This window comes from Sporolactobacillus shoreicorticis, assembly GCF_024125445.1.
Classification (GTDB): Bacteria; Bacillota; Bacilli; order Bacillales; family Sporolactobacillaceae; genus Sporolactobacillus; species Sporolactobacillus shoreicorticis.
The window spans coordinates 137,127-160,884 of sequence record NZ_JAMXWM010000007.1 but is presented as its reverse complement, the minus strand read 5'-3'; the positions used below and the strand labels follow the sequence as shown (position 1 = coordinate 160,884).

The window sequence follows — 23,758 nt, the reverse complement described above, 5'->3', positions numbered from 1 at the left end:
TAAATTAACTTGCATTTCATTGGAAGAATAGATACGATTGATTTGCTGCGAAGACTGAAGACTGTTGAAATATTTCGTCAGAGCGGGCTCTGAAAAGAATGAATGCAGTTGGTTCAGGAGCGCATTTTTTTCGAGTACCTTTTGCTGAGGTACTCATCATTATTTGGCAGCGGAGACGGTGAATATGCAGTCTCCGTCCGATACATAAAGTGATTCAGGTGATGTTTTGAGGACGATAAGAACAGCAATGATTACGGTATTGACCGCAGTGCTGATCATTGTCGGCACCGGTGCTTGGAAGCTTTATTCCAGCAATACCGGCTATCAAAGTCAAGCGGCGGCAGCTGCAGTTAAAAAAGCGAAGCAGCGATATGTTTTTGACCAAGTCAAATCGGTCACGCCATATAACGGCACCGATGCATATCAAGTGATTCAGGCAAAAAGAAATGGGAAAAAAATGTATATTTGGGTGCCGGATAACCCCAAGAAAGCTCCGTTCATTGAGCGTGCAGCCAGTTCGGGAATGACTGAAGGGCAGGCAATGCAGAAATTAGCGGATCGGCATCTTGATGTAAAACAAGTCATTTCGGCACGTCTCGGCGCGATTAACGGCAATCCGGTTTGGGAAATCACCTTTCTGAATTCAAGAAACAACTATAATTATGTATCTTTTTATTTTGAAAATGGCAAGGAAGCGCAGCGAATTTTGAATCTCTAAATAAGAGACGGTTCATGAATACGTGAGCAGTCGGGGGAGGAACATTGAAAATGCAGCTTGCAAAGCGAGTAGAAACAATTACACCATCAAGTACCTTAGCCATAACAGCGAAGGCGGGGGAACTTAAAGAACAAGGGTACGATGTGATTGGTTTGGGAGCAGGTCAGCCTGATTTTAATACTCCGGAATTTATTATTGATGCGGCTATGGAGGCGGCCAAGGCTGGTCATACAAAATATACGCCGACAGCCGGTCTGCTTGCGCTGAAGCAAGCAATTATCGGCAAATTAAAACGTGATCAAGGGTTTGACTATAACCCATCGCAGATTATTGTCGGGAATGGTGCAAAGCATGTGCTCTATTTGTTATTCCAAGCCCTGCTTAATCCCGGGGACGAAGTGATTATTCCTGCTCCCTATTGGGTAAGTTATCCAGAGCAGGTAAAACTTGCGGGCGGCGTTCCCGTAACCATTGCGACAACAGAAGAAAAACACTTTAAAATAACGGCGGCCGATTTAGATCGGGCAGCAACGGCGAAAACGAAGGCACTGATTTTGAATTCACCAAGCAATCCGACCGGCATGATCTACTCAAAAGAAGAACTTAAACCGATTGCGGATTACTGTCTGAAGCATGATATTCTAATTGTTTCAGATGAAATCTATGAAAAGTTAGTCTACAATGGCAACGTATTTTATTCAATTGCACAGTTGTCCGACGAAGTCAAGGCGAATACTGTAATCATTAACGGTGTTTCGAAATCTCATTCCATGACCGGCTGGCGGATCGGTTATGTGGCGGCGGATGCGACATTAATCAAAGCGATGACGAATATCGCAAGCCACAGCACGTCAAATCCGGCGTCCGTGTCGCAATATGCAGCGATCGCTGCATACAATGGTCCGCAGGAAAGCATTGAAACAATGCGCCAAGCGTTTGAAAAACGGTTGAATACCGTTTATCCTCGCCTTGAGGCATTGCCTGGAGTGTCCTGTGTCAAACCTCAAGGTGCATTTTATTTCTTTGCGAATATTCGTAAAACAAGTGATGCCTGTGGATTCGTAAGTGTAGATGATTGGTCGACGGCACTTTTGGATGAACAAAAAGTAGCCGTTGTCCCTGGTGCAGGCTTCGGAATGCCGAATTACATCCGACTTTCCTATGCAACTTCATTAACTAATTTTGAAAATGCACTTGATCGCATTGAACTTTTTATAAAAAAACATACAAAGTAATCATGCAGAGTTGAACGGGGGTCACGAGCGAATATGAAAGCAACAATTTCTGAAGTAAAGAAACATGTCGGGGCAGAAGTGACCATTGGAATCTGGCTTGCTAACAAGCGTTCGAGCGGAAAAATCCAGTTTCTGGAACTTCGTGACGGAACAGGTTTTATTCAAGGCGTTGTCTTAAAGAATGAAGTCAGTGAAGAAAATTGGGAAAAAGCAAAAGAATTGACCCAGGAAAGTTCCCTTTATGTAACCGGAATCGTACGTGAAGACAAACGGGCACCCAGCGGTTTTGAGCTTACAGTCACATCCTTGGATGTCATTCAAATCGCCCACGAATATCCGATCACGCCAAAAGAACATGGCGTAGAATTTTTAATGGATCATCGCCATCTATGGCTGCGTTCAAGCCGGCAGCATGCAATTCTGCGAATTCGTGATGAAGTCATTAAAGCAACCTATGATTTTTTCCATGATAACGGATTTATTAAAGTGGATCCACCGATTTTAACAGGGAGCTCTGCCGAAGGAACTACAGATTTATTCCATACCAAATATTTTGATCGCGATGCCTATCTCTCACAAAGCGGTCAACTATATATGGAAGCAGCCGCAATGGCTTTTGGTAAAGTGTTTTCCTTTGGCCCTGCATTTCGAGCGGAGAAATCAAAGACAAGACGGCATCTGATTGAATTCTGGATGATTGAACCGGAAATGGCGTTCTGTGACCATGAAGAAAGCTTGAAAATTCAGGAAAACTATGTCGCTTATCTTGTTCAGGAAGTATTGAAAAATTGCCAGTCAGAATTAAAAATTATTAGCCGTGACACGACTAAGCTTGAAAAAATTAAGGCTCCGTTTCCGCGCATCTCCTATGATGAAGCTATTGATTTTCTGAAAAAAGAAGGCTTCGAAGACATTGAATGGGGTGATGATTTTGGATCACCTCACGAAACAGCCATTGCCGAACATTTTGAGGTGCCCGTATTCGTTACTGAGTATCCGACCAAGGTAAAAGCTTTTTATATGAAACCAGATCCGAATCGCGATGACGTTGTTCTGTGTGCGGATTTGCTTGCACCGGAAGGATATGGAGAGATTATTGGCGGAAGCCAGCGAATTGATGATCTGGAATTAATGAAAAAGCGCTATGAAGCATTTCATCTGACAGATCCATCATACAAATGGTACCTGGAACTGCGTCAATACGGTTCTGTGCCGCATTCAGGGTTTGGTTTAGGGCTTGAACGGGCAATCGCATGGATTTGCGGACTTGATCATATTCGCGAAACGATTCCCTTCCCAAGATTGCTGAATCGAATTTATCCTTGATTAAAGGTTTCGTTTTTAAGAGGCTGGGGAGCGTCCCTAAAGCCTCTTTTTGATATATTTAGCACCGAAATGCAACATTTCTTTGACCAATTACGCGATCGTTCAGTCAATACCGAATCATACGATCATGCTATAATAAACTAAGAGGTGTCGCTAATGGATATGAAATTCATGCTGAAACTAGTCGAAACAGGGAGCGTTAATGTACCCGCCTTGCTGATTGAACATTATCATGACATAGGTTTGAATGAACAAGAATGTATGATGCTGATTCAAGTCCATTCGTTTATTTCCAGGGGGGATGACTTTCCCACCTTTGATGATTTGTCGAGGCGCATGACGTTGAATGAAACGGCCTGCGCTGATTTGCTTAGACGACTCATTCAGGGGGGCTTCCTGTCCATTGTACAGAAAAACGATCAGCAGCTTTATGCAGAGGCTTATTCGCTTCATCCGTTATGGGAAAAACTGCTGCGAGCTGCATATGGAATGACCATTGACTTGCCGTCAAAGAAAAATGAAGATACATTGTATACTTTGTTTGAAACAGAATTCGGACGACCGCTGTCGCCGATTGAGTGTGAGACACTTGCGATGTGGATGGATCAAGACCGTCATTCACCTGCGCTGATTAAAGGAGCATTGCGGGAAGCCGTTGTTTCCGGAAAACTGAATTTCCGATATATTGATCGAATTTTATTTGACTGGAAGAAGAATGGGATCAAAACACTTGATCAAGCAAAAGCACGTGGTGAAAAAGTAAGGAGTCATCAGCAGCGTTCAGCAAATGCTGTGCACAGTATTCATCATGATGCACCGAAAATGCCGGCCTATAATTGGCTGGAAAAACGTGAATAATAAGGAGGAATCTGTTCTGAATCAGACTCAATTTGACCTCATTATGAAGACGATTGCGGATATGTTCCCCGATGCGCATTGTGAACTGAATCACAGTAATCCTTTTGAACTTGCTATAGCGGTTATGCTTTCCGCGCAATGCACCGATGCACTGGTCAATCGCGTGACCCCGGCACTTTTTCAAAAATACCATGAACCTGAAGATTATTTAGCTGTTTCTGTTACAGAGCTTCAGCACGATATTCGGTCAATCGGACTTTATCGAAATAAAGCTAAGCATATCCGGCAAATGTGTCAAATGCTGATTGAAAATTACGGCGGTGTCCTGCCAACGACTCGTGACGAATTGATCAAGCTGCCCGGTATCGGTAGAAAGACCGCAAATGTAATTGTATCTGTCGCATTTGACGAGCCGGCACTCGCAGTCGATACGCATGTCGAGCGGGTGACGAAGCGACTGGGCATTTGTCGCTGGAAAGACAGTGTCCTTGAAGTGGAAAGAACGTTAATGCGCCGTCTTCCGCGGGAAAAATGGTCGGAAACACATCATCGGCTTATTTTTTTCGGCAGATATCACTGCAAAGCGCAGCATCCTAATTGCCCGGAATGTCCGTTATTGGACATCTGTCGGGAGGGCAGAAAGAGGATGAGAAGAGGAGAGGGCGATTTTGGAAAAATCGTTACAAAAACTTGAAATCCCGGAATCTTTTCGTCAAGCTCCTTTTTATAAGGATCGACAGGTGATTGAAGCTGCGCTTATCTCAGAAGAGGCTGTGTTTCAGCTCCCTTTTCTCTATGATCTTTGTTATCACGCAAATCCGCATACCCTTTCATTTTGGCCATGGAGTAAAAAGGAGAATTACTTTCACGAGTACTGGATGAAGCAAAGAGAATCCATTCGAGAACTTTTTCATAAGCGTGAACAAAAAAAGGCGGAATTTCCGATGCTGCTCTCTGTCTCAGTCTTCATTGACCAGTTGTTCTGGTCAACAGGACGTCCCGTTGATTCATTGACGGATCAGCGCTTGCTGCAGGGAATTCAATTGCTGCCCTTTGCGCCACTAAACATTGAGGAGAGGCTTGTTTATCTGCTCCGACAGCCGGATCGTTTCCTTTCTTATATCCAACTCGATGAATTGGAACAGGAGTTCACGAAAAGGCATTCTGCTTATCAAAAAAGACGTCAGAAAAAGTATTGATTCATTTAAAAATTTTTACTATTAATCTGATTTGCAGGCTTAGAAACTTTATTTAGTGATTAGTTTTGGATCTTAGTAAACCGTATTCACTTAAAGAAAAACAAAAAAGGAACCATCGACTTTTCGATGGCTCCTTTTTTGTCAAGGTGTGCTCGATTGTACGCTGTTCTCTGAAGAACTTGCTGGAGGAGCCGCTGCTGAGGAAGCAGGCGACTCCGGGGATGTTGGTGCGCTCGAAGAAGATGATTCAGCCGGAGGCGCAGATGATGAACTGCTTTCACTGCTGCTTTCGGGCGGCACACTCTCACTGCTGCTTTCAGGCGGTGCGGATGAACTGCTTTCACTGCTGCTGCTTGAATCCGAGCTGCCGGAATGATCAGATTTACTCTCCGCTTTATAGTGATTTGTAATCGTTGAATTCCGCACCGCCAATTCTCCGTTGCTAAGATTAATAACAGAACTCGGTCTCTTGAAATCTGAGGCACCGACCATGTATTGAGCCATAATGGCTCTAAAAATCCTTTGAGCATAGCGCTGTTCATTCGGTCCTAAATAAGAGCCATAGTTTTTATTGCCGATTTTGGTTTTATCTGCGTTATATCCCGTCCATATTGCTGTAGTCAATTGCGTGTTATAACCGACAAACCAAGAATCCAGAGCACCTTTTGTGCGCAGGTAGTTACTGATTTTAAATTGATTGGCATAGTCGGTAGGGATATTTGTCGTACCGGTTTTACCGGCCAGATTGGCACCGGGAATGTTGGCATTTATGCCGGTACCTTTGGTCATAACGTCTTTAAGCATGTCGGTAATCATATACGCGGTGTAATCATGCATCGCAACATGGCGTTTATGATCAAGCTGAATGACTTCGCCATCGGGTTTGACAATTTTACGAACCGCGTAGGGTTGATTATAAATACCGTTATTTCCAAAGGATGCATAGGCGGCAGACATTTGCAGCGGATTGGAAGTAAACGATCCGCCCCCGATGGAATAACTTTCACCTAATTGCTTCAGCACACTATCGGTAAATCCGAGTTTCTCAGCAAACGTACGGATATTTTTCGTACCGCCTAGAGCATGATCAACTTCTTGAAAGGTTTGCAGAGCCGGAATATTCCGAGACAGATACAGCGCTTTGCGCATGGACATTTTCCCAAGTGTTTTACCGTCCCAGTCGTTGATCTCCTTACCCCAGCTGTACTTAATATCCTTAGAATCATTAACCTCATAGTCAGTCGGCCATTTTAAATACTCGATGGCAGGGCCGTAATCCATGATCGGTTTGGCTGTGGACCCGATGTTTCTCTTTCCGTCGTAGGACCAGTTTGTATACAGATACTTGTAATTTCGTCCACCGCCAAGTGCTCGAATCGCACCGGTCTGCGTATCGATAACGGAAACACTGGCATTAAAATTATTCTGTACATTAGGATAATTTTTTTTGTTATTCAGAACTTCTTGTGTCTGGGTTTGTATTTCAGAATCCAGTGTGGTGTAAATTTTCAAGCCGCCGGAATTAAATTCCTGCTCGGTGATGACTTTCTTCTCATCAACCAGCTCATGACGCACATAGTCAAGGAATGCCCCGTATTTTCGGTTGCTCACAGGAACATTATGATGGCCCTTGGTCATTTGCTTCATGCTTACAGCCTTGGCCTTTGCAGCTTCATCTGCAGTAATCGCTTTATTTTGAACCATTAAATCCAAAACTAAATCACGTCGTGCTTTAGCTTGTTCCGGGTGCTTAATCGGATCGTAATAACCAGGATTCCGAGTCATTGCCGCAAGCATTGCAGCCTGCTCCAGTGTGACATTTTTGATATTCTTACCGAAATAACGTTCCGAAGCTGCCGCAACCCCCCAGGTAGGCCCCTCACCCAAATAGATCTGATTTAAATACATTTCCAGTATCTGTTTTTTTGTGTATTTTTTTTCGAGCTGAATAGCAAGATACATCTCCTGTATCTTGCGGGTAAAGGTCTTGTTTTGGGTCAGCATCGCATTGCGAACCACTTGTTGTGTAATCGTACTTGCGCCTTCTGATTTGTATCCCTTTGTAAATTGAGCGACACCGGCACCTAAAATTCGGATCGGATCAATGCCGAAGTGTTTGTAAAATCGTACGTCTTCCGTCGATATATAAGCATCCTGCACAGTCAATGGAATCGAATCAATACATGTATATTTTTTGTGCAGCCCTGAGTCGACAGTAGTCGCAATTTTCCCGTTTTGATCATACATAACTGATGATATTTCATTGTGCAGCGCATTTTCATCCAACTTCGGCGCATCTCTGATTACTGCGAAAACAAAGATCACTCCTGCAAGAATTAAAAATAAAAATGAGAGAAGAAGGATGATAAAAATGCGTTTTACCCAATGCTTTTTACCATCGCTTTTCTTTTTGTTCCTCTTATTCTTCGGAACCTTTTTATTTCCCTTTTGTTTCTCTTGTTCGGCTGCGCGCCGTTTTTCCATTCGTGTATGGTATTCAACCATGATTGATCCTACCTTTCCAAAAAAAACCTGCCCCATGGTTTACGTTTCATAGTATTCGATTGTTCCCATAGATTATGACCAGCTCAAAAATATACCTCTTTCACGACCCGAAGGTAATCGATTCGAGGAAGGTAGTTCTGGGGAATCAGGTGACCATGTTCCTGAAATAATTGTTTTGGAATTGATTTTCTGCCGCCGGTTAAGGATGCGTCCCAATAGACTGCAAGAAAATCGGCGTCAAGCAGAAAAGTCTCGGAGCTCTGCGTGAATTTAACGATAATAAAACCAATTCCTCCATGGCGTTTAATTCGTTTCATATGCTCAACTTGATGAGCATGAAAATTCTTTAAAGGAATGTAGTGGGCGTGCGTGGTTTCCTTAGCTTCAAAATCTATGTATTTACCTTTATAGATACCATTATAATCAGTGGTTGATGCTCGGCGAAAATAGGCTTCGGTAATCTTCGCGGCACTGCGTTTCGGATAATCCACATGAACAATTTGAATTGGTGTTGGTTTTTTGTAGATTACCGCCTGATCCGTTTCGATATAATATCGGTTTGTCACATTTAGATCTTCTTCCAGAGTCATACCTCGATGGCCATAGGCGACTTCGGAATCCGTCTTTTCATCAAATGATCGATCTCCTCCTTGATAAGGTTGTCCATTAGGATAAAAGACGGTCATTAGCTGGAAACGCTCCCTTCCGGTATTTTCGTAGATTAGCTGGTTTATGACAGTTAAGTTCTTAGAACAGTATACCAAAGTCAGCAGAAAAGAGGTTAGTTTTCTTGTTTTTTGCGCAATCCTGCAAAGTAAAATGCGCTATTTCACTAAATTTGCAGGATTGGTTCTAGTTTTGTCGACCGTGCAGGGAATCAGAATCACATAGGGAAATTCTCTCTATGACAATCATTGAGAGAAGGAATTAATATGGACGAACAGAAAGGAATTTCGATTAAGAAAATGGACTTTACCGTTGACTATTTAATGATGCAGCTTGAACAGATTGAAAATAAGATCATACGCAAGAATGAAGCGATCATTGACGGTCATCTTGTTTTTTGCAGGGAGAAACTCGCAAAATCAGAAAAGAAAATACACAAAATCGATCATTTATTGATTAAAGCAGCCAGAGGTACCGGAATTTATTACTCGCACCAACTGGAAAACATTCTATTTGAGACGAAGAAGCCGGCAGTTAACGAAAGTATAAAACCGTGGACGGAACAGACAACACGATTGCTTGGTTAATTGCTCACATTTTCTACCTTGTGCACTCAAGCAGAGATGAGAGCATTTCCGTTCTGCCATGGTACACTAGTAGTAGATATAAATTAATGGAGTGAATGATCCTTGCAGGCAGAAGCAGCAATTAAATTAAAAGAGGCAACAAATCGATTACAGCAGTTAAATCAAACCGCATACCAGCAATTTTCAGAACGAACGCAAGCAGCAGACTATCAAACGGACTTTTATAGTGAAGTAAAACCGTTTGCAGATGAAATGCAGCGTGTGCTTGATGTCTGGCGCCCACTTGCCGATGCATGGGTGAAAACGACCAAACCAAGGTATGTGTTTCCAATCCAGATTAAAGATACCTACGATAATCTTGCTATTGTTTGCGTCACTGCTTTTCAAAAGGATACACGAAAAAGAAGATTCTATGAAACGATTAAGTCAATCGACTACGTGTTAAGCAATATATTGGATCAGCTGGATCAAGATCAAACGGAACTTTAACTGACCATTCGAATAAATGAGACAAGAACATAAAGAAAATAAGGAATGCCAAGAAATAAAATGGCACGGTACATGACTTTAGTCATCCAATCAAAGCATTCTTCGGCAGAAAGCCGGTCGACCTTCTTTGAAAACTGTTGCATTCGTTCGGATAGTTGCGCCTGTTTTTTTGAGAATGGTGTTGTATTGGTTTTTTCCACTGCCTGTTCCTCCTCGAGTGCTTTTAATAGACTATATGGCTTGTCCGATCAAAATATTCCTTAAATCAGGAAGCGGCTAATTATTGTAATGAAAGCCAATGATTAAATTCAGATACGGTCATTCCGGAGAATTGCTTAAAGCCCTCATCCAGTGCGATTATTTTCCCGGAGACAACAGGATAAACGGCGCAGAAACCACCGTTCAAAACATAGCGCTGTGAATCATGATACTGTTTGAGAAATAAAACGTAATCCCCGTCTGCAAGCGGTCCTGTATATTGCTCGTTTAACGGGTCGTGCGGATCGGGGAGAGGATCAATGCCGGTGGTCAGCAGCAGGGATGGTGATGGTGCATGGCCTTGTAATACTTCATGAATCTGGAGTACTTGTTCTGCATTGATAAAACGCGCGCCGGAAGGCAATCGCTGCCCGGTAGCCCATTTTCTCACTTGCTGGTCAAGATGTGTGAAAACAATCAGATCTGACTCTTGTTTCATTAACGTGCTGCTTATAAAAGGCTCGGATTTTATAAGTTGATTGATATTGGCAGCATGTGTTACCGCAGGAAAAAGAAACAAAAGCAGCAGAACATTAACGTGAACTAAGAATTGCAGCTGTTTCACTCGACGCATGTACAAGAACTCCAATACTTTTTTCTTAGCTTGACGCTGCTCATCAATTTCTATTCACTTGCGATATGGCTTTATTGAGTTAATCTCAATAAAATAACCAAATGAATCATCTTATTTCTTGCTGAATGGATGAGGATGTAGTATGGTTAGTCTGTAAATTAAAAAGTATTGAATAGTTCGTCCACTAGGGGTGCTTTTGCTGAGAGGGCTTTGTCCCGACCCTTGGACCTGATCTGGGTAATACCAGCGTAGGAAAGTGGTTTATGATGAAACTAATGCCGCTTTCACTATAGCTGAAAGCGGTTTTTTATACTTTCAGCCACCTTTTCGGATGAACCATTAAATGCATTTTGAGGGGGAGAAGTACAATGAGCAAGGAAAAGAACACGAGTTTAAAACTGAATTTATCAGACATTCTTGTAACGATCGTCATTGCCCTTGTCTTCGGACTGGTTTTTCGGCTGCTTGGACCGGTTTATGACTTAGTAAAGCCATTTGGTCTGCATCTTGATGCGCTGCTTTATGGAATCTGGTTCATCGCGGCTCCGTTTGCTGCGTTACTCATTCGCAAACCGGGTGTTGCATTTCTTGCCGAAACAGCGGCAGCGCTTGCAGAAATGCTTTTTGCGGGAAGCGGTGGTGTCATTAATCTTTATTATGGTTTACTTCAAGGTGCGTTTTCAGAGGCTGTTTTTGCTGCATGGCGCTATAAGAAATTCTCAATCGGTGTCGCTTCCTTATCCGCATTTGCCGCGCTGATCGCGTCGATCATCTTGGACGCAGGCTATGCCTATCTTCCGCTTCTCGCAGGCTGGAACCTGGTGCTGTACTTAGTGTTCCGTGTCATTGGGTCTGTCCTTTTTTCCGGCCTTTTCCCATATGTGTTAGTTAAAGGTCTGGAAAAGACAGGCGTTACTCAATCGCTGCGGCCGGTGACTAAGGAAGATTACGATGTCCTTAAATGATCGGAAAGGCTGGGGCGTCACCAATCTGCGTCTCGCATTTCCGAAGAAGAAATCGATGCTTTTTAAGGATCTTTCCTTGGATTATCACAAGGGTGAAAAAATTTTACTGCTGGGGCCTTCCGGCTGCGGAAAATCAACACTTTTGCAAGTACTTTCCGGTCTTGTTCCGGGCAGTATTGAATTGCCGATGCGTGCCGATCGGCATGCTGTACCGGGTAATTGGGGATTTATCTTTCAAGATCCCGACACGCAGTTTTGTATGCCCTATGTCGATGAAGAAATTGCCTTTGTACTTGAAAATCGAAGCATTCCACGTGCTCGAATGCCTCAATTAATCCAACATTATGTGGATATGGTCGATCTTAAATTGGAGAACAATCATCAATTGATCCGCACACTTTCAGGTGGTATGAAGCAGCGTTTGGCCATTGCCAGCGTGCTCGCTCTTGAGCCCGATGTACTCTTTTTAGATGAGCCAACTGCATTGCTTGATCCGAAGGGGACGGTACAGCTTTGGCAAACGGTTCGGCGTATCGGAATCGGCCGTACGTTGATGATCGTCGAGCATAAAATCGATCATGTCCTTGATTTTATTGATCGTGTTGTCTTGTTCAATCATAATGGGGAAATTTTTGCGGATGGTCCCAAAGAAACGATTCTGACACACTACAAAAAAAAGCTTGATGATTTTGGTATTTGGCATCCAGGTGTTTGGCATGGATATGAGCAGAAACAAATTGAAAAGTGTGATCATACATTTGCTGAGCCCATCCTTGAACTGAATCATTTGGAAGTGCTGCGTCAGAAATACGTGAGACTTTCCATTGAAGAACTCACCATCCATCGCGGGGAATGGATCGCAATCATTGGTGAAAACGGCGCCGGCAAAAGTACAATGATTGAAGGGATTATGGGACTTCTGCGTACTAAAGGAAAACTGCATTGGAACTTTGCGCATCCCGAGGACCATGTGCAGTTTGTTTTTCAAAATCCTGAGTATCAGTTTGTTGCGGACAGCGTCGAGGATGAACTCGCTTTTAGTCTCCGCATAAAAAAAATTAGTGAGGATGAAATCACGCACAGAGTTGATCGGGCTTTGGAACGCTATGCCCTTAAAGACCAGCGGCTTCAGCATCCGTTTCAGCTTTCAATCGGTCAAAAACGGAGACTCAGCGTCGCCTCTGCGATGATTAATCATCCCGATGTTCTGATTTTGGACGAACCGACGTTTGGACAGGATGCACGAAACACGTTTGCCTTATTAGACCTGTTTCAACAATTGAGGCGAGACGGGACGACGATTATTATGGTTACTCATGAAATGGAGATTGTCAGCCGTTTTGCGACACGCACGCTGACCATTGATCAAGGGAAACTGATCAAGGATACGAGGAATGAAGGCGACAAGGGGGAGAGGCGCTCTGGATACGGTTTTGACGAACACGAACACGTTATTTTTTAAAATCAATCCCAGTCTAAAATTTATTCTCATTTCTTCGCTGTTCCTTGTGTATCTTTTTGTACAGAATTTAAATACAATGATTTGGGCATCCATGTTCTTTTTAATTCTTTATTATTTTGTCAGTGGACTATCGGGCAAATGGTCATTTTGGTTTGTACTCATTACATTAATTGTCTCGATCTTCAGTGCGTCGGCCATGATTCTATTCGGCAAAGGAAGCCATATTATCTATCATCAATCGCTTATTCTGATCACACAGGAAAGCCTGGCTCGGGGAATACTGCTTGGCCTCAGAACATTTACATTCAGTTTAATTGGAATGATTTTCGCAACAACGACACTCCCGGTTCCTTTTTTCTATTCATTGATGCAGCAATTGAGAGTGCCGGTTCGCTATGCCTACGGATGCTTGGCTGCATTTCGAATGATTCCGATCATGGCAGAAGAGTTCATGCACATTTGTCAGGCGATGCGCGTTCGAGGTATGACGCGCCAGAAGGGGATCAGGGTATTCTGGGAACGAATGACCCGATATACAATCACAATGCTTGCCCAGTCTATTCGCCGTGCACAGCGGACAGCCATTGCCATGGAGGCCAAACGATTTTCAATGACTGAGAAGCGAACTTATTTTTATGAGATCGGATGGAGCAGGAACGATATTTTTTTTGTAGTCATCCTGTTATTGACCGTGACCTCGGGATTTCTTTTTTCAGCTTATTTCCCGCTTACTCCGTTTACGAATGTACTTGATCATTAATGAGTCAAAGTGCATCATAAAGATTAGAATGGAGTGGAGCACTCATGAAAAAAACCGCCTTAGTGACCGGCGCGTCGAGCGGAATTGGTAACGCTTTGGCCGAACGGTTAGCAACCGATCATTATGACTTAATTCTTGTCGCACGCAGTAAAGAAAAAATGGAAGCAATGAAAGCGGCATGGCCCGCTCTTTCAGTTACTGTAATCACTAAGGATTTAAGCAAGCCAGGGGCTGCAAAAGAAGTGTATGATGAGGTAAAACAAATTGGTTTAAACGTTGATCTGCTGATTAATGATGCTGGGTTCGGTCTCGTCGGTGCATTTCAATCCCTGCCAATTGAGCGTCAAAGCAACATGATTCAATTGAATTGTACAGCACTAACGGAGCTTACGTACTATTTCCTGCCTGATCTCCGGAGCAGTTCGGGTAAAATCATGAATGTGGCAAGCACTGCCGCTTATCAGCCGGGACCGTTTATGGCTGTTTATTTTGCGAGCAAGGCATACGTTCTGTCGCTTTCTGAAGCGCTTTCTGAAGAACTGAGCGGAAGCGGAGTTACTGTTACTGCACTTTGTCCAGGACCTACGCATACACAGTTTGGAGCGGTAGCCCATGCAGAGAACATCAAAATGTTCAGCCATACGATGGATGTTGCTGCCGTTGCATCAATCGGCTATCGAGCATTAATGAAAGGAAAACAGGTCGCCATCACCGGCTCACTTAATTATGCCGGTGCAATCGCTGCAAAGCTGCTGCCGAGAAATTGGGGGGCAAAAGCTGTTCGAATGGTCACAAAACCGAAAAAGAAGTGAACGCAAAAACCCCCGAAGGGATCAGAAAATTTATCGATCCCTTCGGGGGTTTTACTGTCTTTGGTTTGATTCAATCACTTTGTTTTTCGGCTGCACGACGCACTTCAAGATCACGAAGTGTGGAACGCATGATTTTACCAGATACAGTTTTAGGCAGCTCGGATACAAATTCGATTGCTCTAGGATATTTATAAGGTGCTGTCTGATTCTTTACAAATTTTTGCAGTTGTGGAATCAGTGACGGATTTTCAGAATACCCATCTTTTAAAACAACGAAAGCCTTAACTATGTTGCCTCGGATCGCATCAGGACTTGCAACCACGGCACAATCTTTAATTGCCTCATGTTTCAGGAGTGCATCTTCAACCTCGGCCGGTCCGATTGTATATCCTGAACTGATGATCACGTCGTCACGTCTGCCTTGAAACCAAAAATAGTTATCCTTGTCACGTGATGCTCGGTCTCCAGTCAGGAAGTAGTCGCCAATAACAGCCGCCTGATAACGGTCGGGCTGCTGATAATAAGTTTTAAAGAGGGCAGGGAAGTCGCGACGAACTGCGATATTGCCTACAACACCAGCCGGCACTTGATTACCGTCTTCATCAATAATGGTAATAAATTCTTCGAGGATCGGCTGACCCATAGACCCGATTCGCACTTCTTTACCTACTAAAGTACCGATAAGCAGTGTGCTCTCTGTTTGACCATAGCCATCTTTCAGTTGAAGATCAAAGGTTTCTTTGAAAATGTCGATCACTCCTCGATTCAATGCTTCGCCTGCGGAACAAGCCGTATGAAGCTGTGAAAGATCGTAGTCAGCCAAATGATCTACTTTTGACATCAGCCGGTATTCGGTAGGTGTACAGCAGAGCACATTGACTTTATAATCCTGAAGCAGCTGAAGCTGTTTTTCCGGATGAAAGCGGCCAAAATAAACCAGCCCTGTAACACCCTTTCCGAGAATTGAAAGGAAGGGGGTCCAAATCCATTTTTGCCATCCGGGTCCTGCAGTTGCCCATACAATGTCGCCTTCCTTGATGTTGAGCCAGCGCTTCGGCGCGATTCTGAGATGCGCGTAGGCCCATGCATGCGTATGGACAACACCTTTAGGTGTGCCGGACGTCCCTGATGTGTAGGTAAGGAACGCCATATCATCTTTATCCGTATCAACCGTTGTATATGAGTCGGTTACTTCGTCCATCAAGCTGTCCATTGAGAGCCATCCGTCTGTCTCGCCGGCAACAGAAATCTTATGCTTCAAAGAAGGCATTTTTTCCTGAATATTATCTACTTGTTCAGTAAAATCTTTATAAGTAATGATTGCTTTTGCTTCGCCTTGATTGATTCGAAAACTGATGTCGCCTGAACGAAGCATCTCGGATCCGGGAATGACCGCAATACCTGCTCTTAGCGCGCCTAAATAAATGACGTAGGCATCAATAATTCTCGGCACAATTGTCATTACTTTATCGCCTTTTTTAATTCCCAATTTGTTTAATACATTTGCAAAACGTTTGCCTTTTTGAATCAGTTCATGATAGCTAACTGATTGTTTTTCACCGTCTTCACTTTCCCAAAGTAGGGCAATCCGGTCGGAATCAAACCGGTCAATTTCACTAATTAAATTATATTTCTGCGGTGCAATAAGATCTGTCAATTCCATATGTGATCACTCAACTCTCTGAAGTTTATCTCCTCGAGAACAGGTCTCAAGATCAATATTATATCTTAATATTAATACCTGGTGCTAAATATTGCAACTATTTTCATTTATTCTGATTGATCACTTGTGCTAAGGCTTCTCCGAATGCTTTTGAACTGCGCGTAATTTCTTGTAAATTATTATCCACTCCACCAATTTCAACGAGAATGGCATTCTTAGACAGGTCTTGGTTGTAGATTCCGTTTCCAGTAAGTTTTGTCTTGCCGACGATTCCGCGAACCAGATCCGGATACTTCTTATCCAATTCTGTTTTTATTTTTTTCGCTAAATAAAGATTAGCTGAGTAATTAGGATTTGCCTCTCCAATGATGATGCTGATCCTGGCATAAGAAGTGCTGCCGATCTTCATTGTCGTGATGCTTCTTCCCGATGAGTCCCGATGAATATCAATCAAATAATTGAGACTTGGCGTTTTCTTCATAGCCTTCTGAACCATTGCTCTGGAACTTTGATAAGCGACATTATAGCCCCATCCTTGCTTGATCAGATGTTCTGAACCGATCCCATTCTGGCTTAACACTTTTTCAATTTCATTTCCGTCAAGTGCCACACTCTTATCAGGGTCGGTCGTTGTTACTTGACCGTTATTAATCGGATTGTATGATTCCCATGGGTGAGTATGGTAAATCAATACTGTTTTTTTGAGCTTTTCATTCGACTTACTTGCGTTATCTTCTTCCTCAGAAGGCTTCTTCGGAGAAGGTGTCTTGATATTAATTTCCGGAGATGGAGGGTTGTCTTTTGGCAGCGTGTTATAATTTAGTCCTTTTCCGGCAACAAAAATGCGCGTGTTATACACGGTAAATCCTGGAAGCTCCGAGCCGAAAAGACTGCGATTATCATCAAAATGAAGTTCAGTCATAGCCTCAAATAAGAGATGATAGACAGTTTTTGGACGATCTTGCTTCTTAATCGCATGATTATAAACTATATTTTCATTTCCGAATGTTTCAGTGAGCAGGACTTGTGCCGGCAAGTCCGCCTTTTGCATCGCATCTTCGATAAAACTAATCTTGATTTGACTTAAGCCGACGATAACGGCAAGGCCGTAAATCAGGATCAGGACAAAAAAGTAATGATAGAACAGATTACGAGTAATGGATTGATGCAACATATTTGGTTGATTAAGTTTTCTCAGGTGGTGTCCCTCCCCATCTTCTGTTTTAGCCAAGCTGCTCTATTAATCTATGAAAGATAGGGGAAAAGATAGACGTGTTTTTTCTATTTTTTTATGAAAATAGTGGCTATAAATTTTTGTAAATTTATTTTTACACTAAATTTACAATAAAAGGCTTTTTCCAACGGTCATTTCCATAAATACTAATAGAGTAGAGAGAAAGGCTCAAAAGCGGAGGGATTGGGTTGAAGAACATTTTTAAACGAAATAAACCGTCATGGTCTCGGCTTCAGCTGACCATCAGCATGAAATTTTCAATCGGTTTATGGATTGTATTAATCCTCATGCTTAGTTCTGCAGCAATGTCGGCGGTGCTGCTCTATCAAACGATGCAAAGGGCGGAGGATGCCCAAAGAGCAGGGGAACGAGCGGCACAAATTACGGAAATCGGTTCACTGTTTCGCGCAAAAGATGCCAGAGTCGTTGATTATGTACTGAATCCGGGTGACGCAGCGGTCAAGCTTTATTCTCAGGATCAGATGAAATTAACGAGAGCGGAAAAAAAGCTTGAGCCGTACATGAATACGAATGAACAAAAAAAGTGGTTCTCACAAATTATGAGTGCGGACGCGCGTACCTTCAACTTATTTCAAAGTGAATTCGTTCCGGCGGTGCTCATGAACGATAAGCAGAAAACAGCACAGGTTCATGAGGAACAGAACAAGATCCAGAATCAGATTATAAACAATGTCAGCAAATTACGTGAATCGGTCCTGACTGAAGAAAAAATCGCAATGGAAAATATTCGAAAACAGGTTATCGGATCAATGGTGTTTCTGGTAGCAAGTGTTCTTTTAACCATTGTCCTAAGTTCCGCGGTTACCCTGTGGATCAGCAAACAAACGAAAGCATCATTTACACGTGTCATTGCGTCAACGAATAAAATAGCCTCCGGTGATTTAAGAGTAGGAGATGGTCAGGAACAAAGTGTACATAATAAAGATGAACTCGGACTCATTGCAGAATCTATTGAAAAAATGAAACATAACTTACTTGATATGATTCAAATGATTCGTGCGGCCGCACTCAATACGAAAAACAGCGGCAGGACATTGATTACCTCAACAAAATCAGTATCTGATGAAAGCAGAGAGATGGCAGAGGCAACGAATGAGATTTCAGCAGGATTGGAAAATCAAGCAACAAATACGAGTAATATTGCTCAGTTTACTGAAGAATTCATGAATAAACTTGATCAGGAAGTCGGCACGTTGTCGATCGTTTTGAATAAGGCGCTCAACGCTTCACATTTGACTGAAGAAGGAACAAAACTTATTGATCAATCTCAGAAAAACATGAAACAGATTGAGTCAAGTGTTTTAAAAGCACGGGATGAAATGGGCAATTTTAAGGTTCGACTTAAAGATTTAAATCACTTAATTGAAATGATTGAGCATATTGCCGGTCAAACCAACTTGCTTGCTCTGAATGCAACGATCGAATCAGCACGAGCCGGAGAATATGGAAAAGGATTTACGGTCATCGCTGAGTCAATCCGCAAGCTTTCCATCCAGACAACTGAATCTGCAAAAGATATGGCCAACAAGTTGCGAGGTATTCATAATGGTTCAGAGGCTGTTGAACAAGCATTAGTCATCAGTGGAGAGCAGGTACGATCGGGAGTAAAACAGATCAAGAGCACTGGAGATGCGCTGATATCTATTCATTCGGAAGCACAGAATATTGGTGATAGCATGGATCGGTTAACCGAAAGACTTCATGAAGTGAATCAAATCGGCTATCAGATGAAAGAATCAATTGATGCCGTTGCTGCTGTTTCACAAGAATCATCCGCACGGGTTGCCAATGTTAACCAATCAATGAACCGGATTGAGAAAACAATGCGTGCGGTAGCAAGTGAGTCGAAAATACTTGCAGAAACATCCGATCATTTTGATCAATTGATGAAACGTTTTAAAGTATAAGGAAAATGAGTAGATCGAATTGATGAAAAAGAGAAGCAGAAAAGAACGAACCGAAATAGGTTCGCTTTTTTTGCTTCTACGAATTTTATTTAACCGTTGTCGTTTGCAGCTCATCAATCAATGTTCCAACGTAGGCGACCGCTCGGCGGATTGTGTCGGAATTCAGAATATCAACATGTGCCTTCTCAGTTAATTGCCGCGGAGTAAGACGTCCGCCTTCCTTGAGCACGGACAACCAGCGATCAATTGCTGGTCTGCCTTCATTCTCAATTTGCTCGGCAACCGCGGTGGCGACAGTCAAGCCTGCGGAATACGTATACGAGTAGAGCCCCGAATAGTAGTGAGGCTGACGCATCCAGGTTAATCCGTCACGTTCTTCAAGCTGAACCGAATCACCCCAGAATCCTTGCAGTGTTTCATAGAATAATTCAGTTAATTTTGAAGCAGTGAGCGCTTCGCCGGTCTCGGCAAGATGAAGCACTTTGCGTTGATAAACGCCTTCCAGCAAGTGTGTGACAAAGTTGTGATAATAAGTACTCAGCAGGCGTTCAGCCACCGAACGCTTCATTTGATCTGATTCTGCATACTTTTTTAAATAGTGGGCGAGAATCAATTCATTCATTGTCGACGGTGCTTCAATGAAAAAGAGTGAAGGACGGTAGTTGGCCATTTTTTGATATCTTTGTGCCAGCATAAAATGGCCGGCATGGCCGAATTCATGTGCAAGCGTCAAGATATTGCGTATATCTCCGGTCCAGGTCATTAAAATATAGGAATGAATACCATACGGTGACGCACAGAATCCTCCGGTTGATTTGCCGACATTGTCACCATAGTCGACCCATCGATTGTTAAAGCCTTCTTTTATGATGTCATGATACTCGGGCCCCATGATCTTTAATGCTTCAAGAATTGCCTGTTTGCTTTCTTCAAAAGTTGTCTGTGGGTCTGAATGATCAATCGGCGCAAGAAGGTCGGCGTACTTCATTTCCTTCAATCCGAGAGTTTTCCTTTTCAGTTTCGCATACCGCCGCATGTGCGGTGCGAGCTCTTTATATATAATATCCAATTGATTGTTATACATCGTTTCGCTAACCAATTGACGCTGAAGCAAATAGTCAGTTGCAGAAGTATAACCGCGCAGTTTTGCAATAGCAACTGTCTTTGCTACTTCGGCAGCATAGACGGAAGCAAAGGTGTTTTTATAGGCATCTAATGACTGAGTAAAGGATTCATAGGCATTTCTTCTTAAAATTGGATCACTTGTTGAAGCATATCTGTTTTCATAAAGAGTAAACGACATCGGCAACGCCACACCTTTACCATCAGTCACCGATTGAAATGGCATATCTGCGAGCTTGCTGCGCGTGTAGATCGCATAAGGGGCTTCCAGAACCTCGGATAATGCTTTGATCGTTTTCTCCGCTTCAGGATGGAGGCGGTACGATTTTCGAGCGAATAATTTTTGAATATAGGGTTGATATGCTTGAAGAGCGGCTTCTTCATCTACTAAAGCGGCCCATTGCCCGGCATCCAAATTCATTAATTCATCCTCAAAGAAAGATAAAGTTGTGTCTATTTGAGCATTTGCCGCATCGACACGCGCTGCGTCTGCCTGATTTTCAGGAGCAGTACTGTCAGCAGATTGCTTCAGACTAACATAAGCTGACAGCCGCCACAATCGTGCGGAAAAGTCAAAATATTGATCGAGGGCGCGCAGGAGTGATGAACCATTTGCTGCAAGTTTGCCCTTAAGCTTTGCTAATTCTTCAGACTTCTGAAGCAAGGCATTTCGTTCACTTTGAAACGCCTTTCGCGTGGGAAAGAGATCGGTTAAATTCCATGTTTCGCCAATCGGTACCTGATTTCTCGATAAACGATGATCCATATCTATCCTCCAATTTATCTTAATGATTTCTATTTTATCATAGCCGGCTTAATCAAACGGATAAAGTCTGTTTTCAAATTCATACATGTGGACCTTGTCTGCAGGGTTTTTGATTTTCTTAAAAGAAAGATTAATGGACATCTATAACTAATTAAATTATATTTACTTATATAAAGTAATTATTGAGTTCTTAGTTATATAAACAAAGAAGACATATCGGAGGAGTTTAGATGAACTTTCACAAAGCACCAAATACGTATGTGGATCAAGTAAACTTGTATGTACAGAATACAGAACGTTCAAAGGATTTTTATTCCGGTGTACTTGGTTTGCGTGTGTTAAAAGAGACAAAAAAAATCGTCACATTCGCAGCGAACGGTTCAGATCCATTAATAACAGTGGAACAAACGATCAATGTGCTTCCTCAAAACAGACGAAGTTCCGGACTCTATCACCTTGCATTACGGGTACCGACTCGAAAAGATCTGGCAGCTGTGATGGCTCATTTATTGAAAGAAGAATATCCGCTCGTCGGAGGTGCTGATCATGCAGTCAGTGAGGCCCTTTATCTGAACGACCCGGATGGCAACGGAGTAGAAATTTATTGTGATCGTCCATCTGAGAAATGGAAGTGGGAGAACGGACGTGTGTTTATGCCAACCAATGCAATGGATAAACATTTGCTTGACGAATTGAACGGAGAATCTTGGACAGGACTCTCAAAAGAAACGATCATGGGGCATCTTCATTTGCAAGTCGCTAACTTGAAAGAAGCAGAAAAATTTTATCTTAATGGACTAGGTTTTAATCTTGCTGCCGCTTATGAGCCCTATGCTGATTTCATATCAACTGGCGGCTATCATCACCATCTTGGACTGAACGTTTGGAATAGCAGAGGCGTACCCGTTCAAGAGGGGGCACATATCGGTTTAAATTATTACCGGCTGATTTTTCCAGACAGGCAAACACGTCGCGAAGCGATTGATCGATTGATAAAACTTGGTGTATTCATTGAACAAACAGAGGGGCATACGTTTGCCAAAGACCCATCTGGAATTAAACTTGAACTTGCTGTATAACCTAAACACAAAACCGCCTGACCTTATCAGACGGTTTTGTGTTTAAGATTGATTAACACGCAGATATTCATAAAACATGGCCAAGGAAGTGTAGTAGTAAGGAAGCAGCCAAAGATACAGCCAGATACTGCCGAAGATTCCGATGGCAATTAGCAGATAAGCAATGATGTTATTGAGATCATAAAGCCAATGATTCCAGCCGCGAAGATTCCGGCAATCGTAGGTATGATCAGCAAAAACCACCAAAACTTAGATTGAGAAGGAAAAACTTCCACTTAAAGCTCTTCATTAATTTCTTGCTTTCTTTGATGGCTTTACTTGCTGAATAATTCGGATGGTCTTTAAGGACGAAGTACACTTGAGCGTATGAAAAAGTCTTGATAATTCCGGGAACAATCAATACGAAAAACCATAGTAAGATTAAAATGGTCATGAATACATTTGTCCAAATTAATTTAACGGCTTTTTTTCCATGCTGGTAAATCTTAAATAGAAATGAGATCTTTACATTCTGTCCGCGAATCAGATTTATGAAGTACCAATAAACAGCAACTTGCAAATGCTTGTCCCTAAACTTGCAGTAAAGAACGAGTTAGAAACAGGTGAGGTTGTCAGAGTATATGTCAAAGACATTGAATTAAGGCTTCCAATTAAGCTTTGCACCAGAAAAAATGAGGAACCAATCCCAATGGCTTTAAACTTTATTAAGTTTTAGAAACGCATATTTGATTTATCATAAACAAATTAGTTTGCTTATGATATGATGGGCATCTGTCTGCCGTTAGTTTTAAATTGGAATGGAGTGAGATCATGATTATTAATCAGCACGCATTCACTGTTAAAAGATTACATTATACGATTAGATCTGCTGTTGAAAGTGACGCAGAACGTTTGTCTGAGCTGAGGGCACAGATTGATGGCGAAACAGAGCATATGGACAGAAGGGGGGAAGCGCTCATAGACAGGGAAGGATTTATAAAGATAATTAAAATAGATACGAATCATCCCAGAAACTTATTTTTAGTTGCAGAAGTAGATGGGCGTTTAGCAGGTTACTCAAGATGCGCGAGTTACGAATTAAAACGATTCGCTCATAAAGTGGAATTCGGATTAGGTGTATTGAAGCATTTCTGGGGATTTGGGATTGGAAAAAAACTTATGAAAAAGACAATTTCGTGGGCTGACACCAATGGCGTTAAAAAAATTGTGCTAATTGTGCTAAATGGTGTTTTGGAAACGAATAAGAATGCGATTGAACTGTATAAGAAACTTGGTTTTGAAATCGAAGGCCTGATAAAAAAGGATAGAATTCTTTCAGATGGAAAATATTATTATTATAATGTTTATTTATATGATGGGCAGATTTAGAAAATGATTTTTAATTATCTCCCAAACTCCAAACAGGTTTGGAAAATGATTAGTTAACGTTTAAAGAATGCTTGCTTTTAATTTCTTTGAAATAAACGGAAGCTGTTTAGATTTAAGGAGGAGCAATGATCGGTAAGTAGAACATTCTTGGATTTAAAGCTATGAAATTTATATAAAAAAGAGA

Annotated in this window: 23 protein-coding genes and 1 riboswitch; of the genes, 15 read left to right on the top strand and 8 right to left on the bottom strand. The window is 42.3% G+C overall.

Features of this window, described 5'->3' with window-relative positions; all coding sequences use genetic code 11:
• The first annotated feature begins 247 nt into the window (after positions 1–247).
• The 6 genes from NIE88_RS08315 (at position 248) to NIE88_RS08290 (ending at position 5,336) form a co-directional block, all read left to right on the top strand.
• Positions 248–718, top strand: coding sequence for a cell wall elongation regulator TseB-like domain-containing protein (locus tag NIE88_RS08315; RefSeq protein WP_253061059.1), 471 nt, complete (start codon positions 248–250; stop codon positions 716–718).
• Between the two features lie 50 nt (positions 719–768).
• The gene (locus NIE88_RS08310) at positions 769–1,953 is read left to right on the top strand and encodes a pyridoxal phosphate-dependent aminotransferase (RefSeq protein WP_253061057.1); all 1,185 of its coding nucleotides are present in this window, start codon (positions 769–771) and stop codon (positions 1,951–1,953) included.
• 33 nt (positions 1,954–1,986) lie between these two features.
• Entirely contained in the window at positions 1,987–3,279 is a 1,293-nt protein-coding gene (gene asnS / locus NIE88_RS08305; protein WP_253061055.1) for an asparagine--tRNA ligase, read from the top strand.
• 156 nt (positions 3,280–3,435) lie between these two features.
• Positions 3,436–4,137, top strand: coding sequence for a DnaD domain-containing protein (locus NIE88_RS08300; protein WP_253061053.1), 702 nt, complete (start codon positions 3,436–3,438; stop codon positions 4,135–4,137).
• Positions 4,138–4,180: 43 nt separating this feature from the next.
• Positions 4,181–4,831 carry an endonuclease III gene (gene nth / locus NIE88_RS08295; protein WP_253061099.1) on the top strand — a complete coding sequence of 217 codons (651 nt, stop codon included), beginning with the start codon at positions 4,181–4,183 and terminating at the stop codon, positions 4,829–4,831.
• A complete protein-coding gene (locus NIE88_RS08290) occupies positions 4,806–5,336 on the top strand; it encodes a YpoC family protein (RefSeq protein WP_253061051.1) in 531 nt (176 codons plus the stop codon). The genes nth and NIE88_RS08290 overlap by 26 nt, the downstream gene beginning before the upstream one ends.
• Before the next feature lie 141 nt (positions 5,337–5,477).
• On the opposite strand, the gene NIE88_RS08285 is transcribed toward NIE88_RS08290, so the two are convergent.
• Together NIE88_RS08285 and recU are read right to left on the bottom strand one after the other, a co-directional pair.
• Positions 5,478–7,841 carry a transglycosylase domain-containing protein gene (locus tag NIE88_RS08285; RefSeq protein ID WP_253061049.1) on the bottom strand — a complete coding sequence of 788 codons (2,364 nt, stop codon included), beginning with the start codon at positions 7,839–7,841 and terminating at the stop codon, positions 5,478–5,480.
• 83 nt (positions 7,842–7,924) lie between these two features.
• Positions 7,925–8,527, bottom strand: a complete 603-nt coding sequence (gene recU, locus NIE88_RS08280) for a Holliday junction resolvase RecU (RefSeq protein ID WP_253061047.1) — start codon at positions 8,525–8,527, stop codon at positions 7,925–7,927.
• Between the two features lie 246 nt (positions 8,528–8,773).
• Between recU and NIE88_RS08275 the strand changes: the two genes are divergently transcribed.
• Positions 8,774–9,094: a hypothetical protein gene (locus NIE88_RS08275; protein WP_253061045.1), complete on the top strand. Its 321-nt coding sequence runs from the start codon at positions 8,774–8,776 to the stop codon at positions 9,092–9,094.
• 102 nt (positions 9,095–9,196) lie between these two features.
• Positions 9,197–9,583: a YppE family protein gene (locus NIE88_RS08270; RefSeq protein WP_253061043.1), complete on the top strand. Its 387-nt coding sequence runs from the start codon at positions 9,197–9,199 to the stop codon at positions 9,581–9,583.
• Here the strand turns inward: NIE88_RS08270 and NIE88_RS08265 are convergent.
• Complete coding sequence (locus NIE88_RS08265; protein ID WP_253061041.1) at positions 9,580–9,783, bottom strand: hypothetical protein; 204 nt, start codon at positions 9,781–9,783, stop codon at positions 9,580–9,582. The genes NIE88_RS08270 and NIE88_RS08265 overlap by 4 nt on opposite strands.
• A gap of 80 nt (positions 9,784–9,863) precedes the next feature.
• Positions 9,864–10,415: a hypothetical protein gene (locus NIE88_RS08260; protein WP_253061039.1), complete on the bottom strand. Its 552-nt coding sequence runs from the start codon at positions 10,413–10,415 to the stop codon at positions 9,864–9,866.
• Positions 10,416–10,591: 176 nt separating this feature from the next.
• A riboswitch (TPP riboswitch) is annotated at positions 10,592–10,687 on the top strand.
• Between the two features lie 96 nt (positions 10,688–10,783).
• On the opposite strand from NIE88_RS08260, the gene NIE88_RS08255 reads away from it, so the two are divergent.
• From NIE88_RS08255 to NIE88_RS08240, 4 genes are read left to right on the top strand one after another with little or no spacing between them, the layout of a single operon-like run.
• Positions 10,784–11,380, top strand: coding sequence for an ECF transporter S component (locus NIE88_RS08255; RefSeq protein ID WP_253061037.1), 597 nt, complete (start codon positions 10,784–10,786; stop codon positions 11,378–11,380).
• Entirely contained in the window at positions 11,367–12,842 is a 1,476-nt protein-coding gene (locus NIE88_RS08250) for an ABC transporter ATP-binding protein (protein ID WP_253061035.1), read from the top strand. Before NIE88_RS08255 ends, NIE88_RS08250 begins: the two co-directional genes overlap by 14 nt.
• On the top strand, positions 12,775–13,602 hold the full coding sequence (locus NIE88_RS08245) for an energy-coupling factor transporter transmembrane component T family protein (RefSeq protein ID WP_253061033.1): 828 nt from the start codon (positions 12,775–12,777) through the stop codon (positions 13,600–13,602). The genes NIE88_RS08250 and NIE88_RS08245 overlap by 68 nt, the downstream gene beginning before the upstream one ends.
• Before the next feature lie 44 nt (positions 13,603–13,646).
• On the top strand, positions 13,647–14,414 hold the full coding sequence (locus NIE88_RS08240; protein WP_253061031.1) for an SDR family NAD(P)-dependent oxidoreductase: 768 nt from the start codon (positions 13,647–13,649) through the stop codon (positions 14,412–14,414).
• A gap of 70 nt (positions 14,415–14,484) precedes the next feature.
• Here NIE88_RS08240 and mbcS read toward each other — a convergent pair whose 3' ends face one another.
• Both mbcS and spoIIP read right to left on the bottom strand, forming a co-directional pair.
• A complete protein-coding gene (gene mbcS, locus NIE88_RS08235) occupies positions 14,485–16,077 on the bottom strand; it encodes an acyl-CoA synthetase MbcS (protein WP_253061030.1) in 1,593 nt (530 codons plus the stop codon).
• A gap of 103 nt (positions 16,078–16,180) precedes the next feature.
• Positions 16,181–17,308 carry a stage II sporulation protein P gene (gene spoIIP, locus NIE88_RS08230; protein WP_253061028.1) on the bottom strand — a complete coding sequence of 376 codons (1,128 nt, stop codon included), beginning with the start codon at positions 17,306–17,308 and terminating at the stop codon, positions 16,181–16,183.
• Between the two features lie 191 nt (positions 17,309–17,499).
• Here spoIIP and NIE88_RS08225 point away from each other — a divergent pair, with 191 nt between their 5' ends.
• A complete protein-coding gene (locus NIE88_RS08225; RefSeq protein WP_253061026.1) occupies positions 17,500–19,239 on the top strand; it encodes a methyl-accepting chemotaxis protein in 1,740 nt (579 codons plus the stop codon).
• An 85-nt stretch (positions 19,240–19,324) separates the two neighbouring features.
• Here NIE88_RS08225 and pepF read toward each other — a convergent pair whose 3' ends face one another.
• The gene (gene pepF / locus NIE88_RS08220) at positions 19,325–21,127 is read right to left on the bottom strand and encodes an oligoendopeptidase F (RefSeq protein WP_253061024.1); all 1,803 of its coding nucleotides are present in this window, start codon (positions 21,125–21,127) and stop codon (positions 19,325–19,327) included.
• A gap of 230 nt (positions 21,128–21,357) precedes the next feature.
• Between pepF and NIE88_RS08215 the strand changes: the two genes are divergently transcribed.
• A complete protein-coding gene (locus tag NIE88_RS08215; RefSeq protein WP_253061022.1) occupies positions 21,358–22,206 on the top strand; it encodes a VOC family protein in 849 nt (282 codons plus the stop codon).
• A gap of 229 nt (positions 22,207–22,435) precedes the next feature.
• Here NIE88_RS08215 and NIE88_RS22770 read toward each other — a convergent pair whose 3' ends face one another.
• On the bottom strand, positions 22,436–22,639 hold the full coding sequence (locus tag NIE88_RS22770) for a DUF975 family protein (protein ID WP_373689418.1): 204 nt from the start codon (positions 22,637–22,639) through the stop codon (positions 22,436–22,438).
• A gap of 377 nt (positions 22,640–23,016) precedes the next feature.
• Here NIE88_RS22770 and NIE88_RS08210 point away from each other — a divergent pair, with 377 nt between their 5' ends.
• Entirely contained in the window at positions 23,017–23,574 is a 558-nt protein-coding gene (locus tag NIE88_RS08210; RefSeq protein WP_253061020.1) for a GNAT family N-acetyltransferase, read from the top strand.
• The last annotated feature ends 184 nt before the right edge of the window (positions 23,575–23,758 follow it).

Bases quoted from the DNA above. Each gene is read 5' to 3' on its own strand.
- NIE88_RS08315 (WP_253061059.1), top strand. From the start codon at position 248: ATGATTACGGTATTGACCGCAGTGCTGATCATTGTCGGCACCGGTGCT.
- NIE88_RS08310 (WP_253061057.1), top strand. From the start codon at position 769: ATGCAGCTTGCAAAGCGAGTAGAAACAATTACACCATCAAGTACCTTA.
- asnS (WP_253061055.1), top strand. From the start codon at position 1,987: ATGAAAGCAACAATTTCTGAAGTAAAGAAACATGTCGGGGCAGAAGTG.
- NIE88_RS08300 (WP_253061053.1), top strand. From the start codon at position 3,436: ATGGATATGAAATTCATGCTGAAACTAGTCGAAACAGGGAGCGTTAAT.
- nth (WP_253061099.1), top strand. From the start codon at position 4,181: ATGAAGACGATTGCGGATATGTTCCCCGATGCGCATTGTGAACTGAAT.
- NIE88_RS08285 (WP_253061049.1), bottom strand. From the start codon at position 7,841: ATGGTTGAATACCATACACGAATGGAAAAACGGCGCGCAGCCGAACAA.
- recU (WP_253061047.1), bottom strand. From the start codon at position 8,527: ATGACCGTCTTTTATCCTAATGGACAACCTTATCAAGGAGGAGATCGA.
- NIE88_RS08275 (WP_253061045.1), top strand. From the start codon at position 8,774: ATGGACGAACAGAAAGGAATTTCGATTAAGAAAATGGACTTTACCGTT.
- NIE88_RS08260 (WP_253061039.1), bottom strand. From the start codon at position 10,415: ATGCGTCGAGTGAAACAGCTGCAATTCTTAGTTCACGTTAATGTTCTG.
- NIE88_RS08255 (WP_253061037.1), top strand. From the start codon at position 10,784: ATGAGCAAGGAAAAGAACACGAGTTTAAAACTGAATTTATCAGACATT.
- NIE88_RS08250 (WP_253061035.1), top strand. From the start codon at position 11,367: ATGTCCTTAAATGATCGGAAAGGCTGGGGCGTCACCAATCTGCGTCTC.
- NIE88_RS08245 (WP_253061033.1), top strand. From the start codon at position 12,775: ATGAAGGCGACAAGGGGGAGAGGCGCTCTGGATACGGTTTTGACGAAC.
- NIE88_RS08240 (WP_253061031.1), top strand. From the start codon at position 13,647: ATGAAAAAAACCGCCTTAGTGACCGGCGCGTCGAGCGGAATTGGTAAC.
- mbcS (WP_253061030.1), bottom strand. From the start codon at position 16,077: ATGGAATTGACAGATCTTATTGCACCGCAGAAATATAATTTAATTAGT.
- pepF (WP_253061024.1), bottom strand. From the start codon at position 21,127: ATGGATCATCGTTTATCGAGAAATCAGGTACCGATTGGCGAAACATGG.
- NIE88_RS08215 (WP_253061022.1), top strand. From the start codon at position 21,358: ATGAACTTTCACAAAGCACCAAATACGTATGTGGATCAAGTAAACTTG.
- NIE88_RS22770 (WP_373689418.1), bottom strand. From the start codon at position 22,639: ATGACCATTTTAATCTTACTATGGTTTTTCGTATTGATTGTTCCCGGA.
- NIE88_RS08210 (WP_253061020.1), top strand. From the start codon at position 23,017: ATGATTATTAATCAGCACGCATTCACTGTTAAAAGATTACATTATACG.